Source organism: Aquiflexum sp., from assembly GCF_977115555.1.
The window spans coordinates 1-5,217 of record NZ_CDSBKL010000300.1 but is presented as its reverse complement, the minus strand read 5'-3'; the positions used below and the strand labels follow the sequence as shown (position 1 = coordinate 5,217).

General features: G+C 40.4%; 4 protein-coding genes, 1 tRNA gene and 1 pseudogene. 5 read left to right on the top strand and 1 reads right to left on the bottom strand.

From position 1 onward, the window contains the following. The 5 genes and pseudogenes from ACZFYI_RS15330 to ACZFYI_RS15310 form a co-directional block, all read left to right on the top strand. Positions 1-203, top strand: a pseudogene (locus ACZFYI_RS15330) (acetate kinase); the annotation flags it as partial. Between the two features lie 157 nt (positions 204-360). Next, positions 361-1,089, top strand: coding sequence for a CBS domain-containing protein (locus ACZFYI_RS15325; RefSeq protein WP_462525004.1), 729 nt, complete (start codon positions 361-363; stop codon positions 1,087-1,089). Between the two features lie 198 nt (positions 1,090-1,287). After that, positions 1,288-1,372, top strand: a tRNA-Ser gene (locus tag ACZFYI_RS15320). Between the two features lie 307 nt (positions 1,373-1,679). Then, positions 1,680-2,570 carry a glycoside hydrolase family 16 protein gene (locus tag ACZFYI_RS15315; protein WP_462525003.1) on the top strand — a complete coding sequence of 297 codons (891 nt, stop codon included), beginning with the start codon at positions 1,680-1,682 and terminating at the stop codon, positions 2,568-2,570. 403 nt (positions 2,571-2,973) lie between these two features. Further along, complete coding sequence (locus ACZFYI_RS15310) at positions 2,974-4,542, top strand: M81 family metallopeptidase (protein ID WP_462525002.1); 1,569 nt, start codon at positions 2,974-2,976, stop codon at positions 4,540-4,542. Between the two features lie 212 nt (positions 4,543-4,754). Here ACZFYI_RS15310 and ACZFYI_RS15305 read toward each other — a convergent pair whose 3' ends face one another. Beyond that, on the bottom strand, positions 4,755-4,967 hold the full coding sequence (locus ACZFYI_RS15305; RefSeq protein WP_462525001.1) for a hypothetical protein: 213 nt from the start codon (positions 4,965-4,967) through the stop codon (positions 4,755-4,757). Positions 4,968-5,217 lie beyond the last annotated feature (250 nt).

The window sequence follows — 5,217 nt, the reverse complement described above, 5'->3', positions numbered from 1 at the left end:
GAGAAAATGACGAGGAAATGAGGGAGGCAGTCTGCCGTGATATGGAGTTTTTTGGGATCCATCTTGACAAGGAAAAAAACAGCAAAAGGAATGCTGACATCTGTGAAATCAACATTACAGAAGCAAAAGTTAAAATTCTTGTAGTCCCCACCAATGAAGAATTGGAGATCGGAAAACAGACTTTTGAGTTGGTTAATTATTAAAGGTTAATAGTGATTTGTTATTGAGTCATTTTTTATTATTAATTCATTAAAAGTTAGAAGTAAAAAGTGATAAGCAAACTCAGTTGATGATTGATAGAAGGAAAAGTATTTAGGCAAAACAAATGAATGGTGATTGTAATATCAAATTATGATTTTTATGGAAATGAGCAATGCAGACAGGTTTTTGGAGGCCTTCAATGCTATCGAAAATTTTCTGAGAAGAAATTTAGAGGCTAGGAATTTTGTGAGTTACTTTAACTTGATAGACGACATGAGTGAGACCAACCTCATAGTTCGTCAATATAGGGATCAGCTAAGACTTTTTGGGAACCTTCGGAATGCCATTATACATTCTGAGAGAAGAAACAGCAAACCTGTAGCAGACCCAAGAGAGGATGTTGTGTTGGAAATTGAAAAAATATCGGCCATACTGATGAACCCTCCCTTGGTTTCAAAATATTTTTTAACTTCGGTTTATGCTGTTTCACCTGAGGATAGTCTGGTTACGGTTTTGCAAACTCTCGTTGAAAGAGATTTTTGTCAGGCTCCTATCATTGAAGATGGCTATATTTTAGGTTTGATCAATTTTGAAGCGATTTCAAGATGGATGGCTGTGTTGACTAAAACCGAAGAGCCTTTAAAACTCTTTAAGGACTCTTATGTCAAAGACCTCATTTCCAAAACGCTCAAACTTAAAAATTACCGGATTATCAAGAAGGAAACAGATTTTGTAACAGCTAGGGAATATTTTGTTGAAAGTCTTGGCAACCCCCATCCTGCCGAAGCCTTACTGATTACAGAAAATGGCAGAAGAGATGAACCGGTCATTGGCATCATTACCATCAGCGAGGATTTGGAGAAAATCATCGAAATATTAAGGAGGTGAGGAATTAAGATTGAGTTAATGGTTATTGGATTTTAGATTTTCTAAAAGAAAGGATTGGCCTTGAAATGAAAATAATTATTCAGAAAATCAGTAGTTTATAGAATATTGGAGGTTTTTTAGAATGGCGCAATTTGCAAATTCAAAGTTAAGGCATACATTTGCAATCCGTAAACGACCTATCCGTTTTTGAATCAACTTAGAGGAGTGGCAGAGTGGTCGATCGCGGCGGTCTTGAAAACCGTTGTACCGTGAGGTACCGGGGGTTCGAATCCCTCCTCCTCTGCACCTTAAAGCCTGGCTAACGCCGGGCTTTTTGCGTTTGAGTCCTCGGGAGCTTCCCTGCAACCTGGCCCTTCGCTAAAACAGTCCACCGCACTGTTTCTTCACGCTCAGTCCTCTCCTCCTCTGCAACTTAAAGCCTGGCTAACGCCTGGCTTTTTGCTTTTGAGGACTTCGTAAGTCAATTGATTTACCTTTTGATCTACAAAGGGTCAAAGATTCACCGATTGACCTTGGTCTACACAACCTCCTCAAATTTGGGGATAGAATATTATTTGTAGATTTGACGCATTCTCAAAAAGATAACGAAAATGAAACCAAGGATTTTATCAGCATTTTTATTTTTCATTTCTTTGATTACACTTTCTCAAACTGACAAGTTCCACAGTTCATTTAAGGAGGATTTTTCAGATTCTACTTCTCTCCACTTTAGGTATGGCTCCACAGGAAACAAATCGGAATTCAAATACAAACTTGGGGTGGATTCTCCTACCGAGCCCGGCACCAAAATCCTTTCCTTTAAAATCGATCCAAAAGATAGTGCCGGTGCAGGCCGCGGACCGGAAATCATCTCCAAAGAGTTCACCCATTTTGGCACCTACTCCGCCCGCCTGAAAGTTCCAGCCGCAAAGTCCATTCAGCCCAATGTTGGTGCGGTAGTCGGTTATTTCACCTACCATGTTGACAGTGCCCCAGGTTTGAGCGAGATTGACTTTGAGTGGCTGCTTGGCGATCCCACCGTCATATATGTTGGCACATGGACCGGACATGGAGGAGCTCTGAGGAGAGTTGGCAGAATAATCAATCTAGCCAAAGGAATCGTATATGAAACTATTTATAGAGAAACTGACACAGGCTTTAGGACGCCTTTATCCGGTATCCAAAATCAGCCGGAAACCATTGCAGCCATTGAGGAATATGATGCCTCAACCCAATTTTACACTTATGGATTTGATTGGTATGAAGACCGCATCCGATGGTGGATGCTTCATCCCATCAGTGGTGAAAAGATTGTGTTATGGGATTACCAGGGTACGACCATCGGAATACCCCAACATCGCACACTTTATAGGATGAATTTTTGGCATACAAAGAATTGGGCTGTGGAGACGAATCCTAATTCCCTTGAAAAGCCGATTCAGCCTTATGAATTGGAGGTGGATTGGATGTCATATATACCATTCAAAAGTGGATCAAAATAAATCCTTTCTTAAATGGCAAGTAACTATTGAAGGTTAGATACCATAACTCGCCAATCTCTTAATCCTCAATCCCGAAATTTATTTGTAATTCTTTTCATTTTGGCTGCTTCGACCAACAACCCCAAAGCGGGTTCAAAATAAATAACCACAAGCAAGGTGCTACTCTGATTTTAATACTCTGACCAATTCCCTTGCATCTCCGCACCGGGTTGTAAAAATGTGGTGTAATTGCTTTTTGGGAGCAAAAATACAAAGTTTAGAATTTGGTCATCACCAAAAACAGGGAAGGCTGAAATTTCAATCCATTTTGAATTTCTCCTTAAATCCTGCCTGCTACATTCCATCACCATAATGATTTTTTTTTTAGTATTATCGTATTCGAATTTTCTATCCTAATAAAAATATGATAAAGTCTAAACCCATGATTCCGGTTGTTGTATCCCTCTTTTTATTTATCATCGGCTGCAACCAAAAATCAAACCCTGACAAATTACCCCGGATCGGCATAGCAGGTATTGCCATTGAATCAAGTACTTTTTCCCCTGCCGTCAGTGAAATGGAAGCTTTTAGGGTAAGCCGTGGTGCTGAGATTTTCAATTTATACCCATTTTTCTCCACTGATTCTACCAACAGGAAGCGCGCCAATTGGCTTCCGGCACTATATGCAAGGGCTATTCCCGGAGGCGCGGTCACCCGGGAAACGTATGAATCATTGGTCACAGAAATGTTGGATTCCCTTCGAAAAAATTTGCCTTATGACGGTTTGTTTTTTGATATTCATGGCGCCATGAGTGTGGTTGGACTGGATGATCCTGAAGGCGATATGATTATGAGGATCAGGGAAGTTATCGGTGCCGAAACAGTGATTTCTACTTCCATGGACCTGCACGGGAGTGTTTCTCCAAGATTGGCAAAGCATACAGATCTGATTACTTGCTACCGATTGGCTCCACATGAGGATGCCATGGAATCCAAAAAAAGAACAGTGGACAATCTCTTGTATCGATTGGAAAAAGGATTGGGCAAACCTGCATTTAAAGCATGGGTTGCTGTTCCAATCTTGTTGCCGGGTGAAAAAACAAGTACCAGAATAGATCCTGCAAAGAGTTTATATGCCAAAGTAGCCCCTGCAGCGGCTCAGGAAGGAGTGACAGATGCAGGCATCTGGATTGGCTACGCTTGGGCAGATGAACCTAGAAATCAGGCTTATGTCATGGCCACCGGAGATAACGGTGAATTGGTAAAGAAAACCGCTGCTGACCTTGCCAAAAGTTTTTGGGACGTCAGGCATGAATTTGACTTTATTGCCCCAACAGCTACTTTAAAAGAAAGTTTGGATAGAGCGATTTCGAGTGACAAACGTCCTTTTATCATCAGCGATATGGGGGATAATCCCACTGCAGGAGGTGCAGGTGACGTCACCTGGACATTGCATGAAATCCTAAAGAGACCGGAATTCAAATCGGAAAACGGGCCTTCCCTCATTTATGCTTCTATTCCCGGACCGGAGTTTGTTGAAAAAGCGGTTGCAGCAGGCGTAGGTGGGAAGGTGGAAGGATATGCCGGTGCAGCGGTGGATGCTCGGTATTCACCGCCGATTTTGTTATCCGGAATGGTAACTTCCATCGTAGAAGGAGATCAGAACGCGATAACTGAAGTGGTGGTCAAAGTAGGCAATGTCTCAGTGATAGTAACAAAAAAACGGAAACCATATCATTTGGAGGCTGATTTCACAAGGTTGGGATTGAATCCTCGACAAACAGATATAGTTGTGGTAAAAATCGGCTATCTGGTTCCCGAACTCTATGACATGCGTGCAGATTGGATCATGGCACTCACACCGGGTGGTGTGGATCAGGATTTGGAAAGAATGGAATTTAAGCGGATCAACAGGCCGATGTTCCCCTTTGACAGAAACATGGAAGATCCTGACCTTATTCCGAAACTGATACCTTTATCCAATGAAAAGTAATCCCAATATCAGAAATCTTCTAAAGGTAAAGCAAAAAAAACAGGGATTTCTGAAGCTTTGAGCTTCGGAAATCCCTATACCAGAATGCTACCATTTAACCTTTAACTCAAAAATAAATGAACCTATAAGGATCATTACCAAAAAACCAAAATCCTGTACTGATACTAAAATTCAATTTTTTTCAATCTTTTCATTCTCAAGAAAGAACAGCTTTAGACTGATACTTTTTTGTTTTTCAAGCTGTATGACCTCCAAAAATACCAAACAAAACCAAGTTGGGGGGCAATCAGCAAAATTGCATTTGGAACAATGGCGGAAACGGAGTTCCCGATTTCAATACCTACCATATCATAGAATGTCAGGATTGACAATACGGCAAACAGTGCATAGATATTTGCTTTGATAAATTTTGTTCTGTTTTTCATAACAATTTGGGTGGATGATTAAACAATAATTTTGACATAAATGCGAAAAGAAACTATTGTTCATTGGGTGATCAAGTCTCTATTTCAACTCTAATATGGGGCAAAAAAATCTAAATACAAACTCCCAGAAAGAAGCAAATTTCCAATAAATAGCCCTGAAAATGAACAGATTACCAAAGTAGAGATTACATAAACTGATTATTGCAAATCAATCTTAAGAATTTGCATTTCACGTTTTTTTGATTGCTTT

What these genes read in the sequence shown, in the direction of transcription:
- ACZFYI_RS15325 (WP_462525004.1), top strand. Translation starts at nt 361, where the DNA reads ATGGAAATGAGCAATGCAGACAGGTTTTTGGAGGCCTTCAATGCTATC.
- ACZFYI_RS15315 (WP_462525003.1), top strand. Translation starts at nt 1,680, where the DNA reads ATGAAACCAAGGATTTTATCAGCATTTTTATTTTTCATTTCTTTGATT.
- ACZFYI_RS15310 (WP_462525002.1), top strand. Translation starts at nt 2,974, where the DNA reads ATGATAAAGTCTAAACCCATGATTCCGGTTGTTGTATCCCTCTTTTTA.
- ACZFYI_RS15305 (WP_462525001.1), bottom strand. Translation starts at nt 4,967, where the DNA reads ATGAAAAACAGAACAAAATTTATCAAAGCAAATATCTATGCACTGTTT.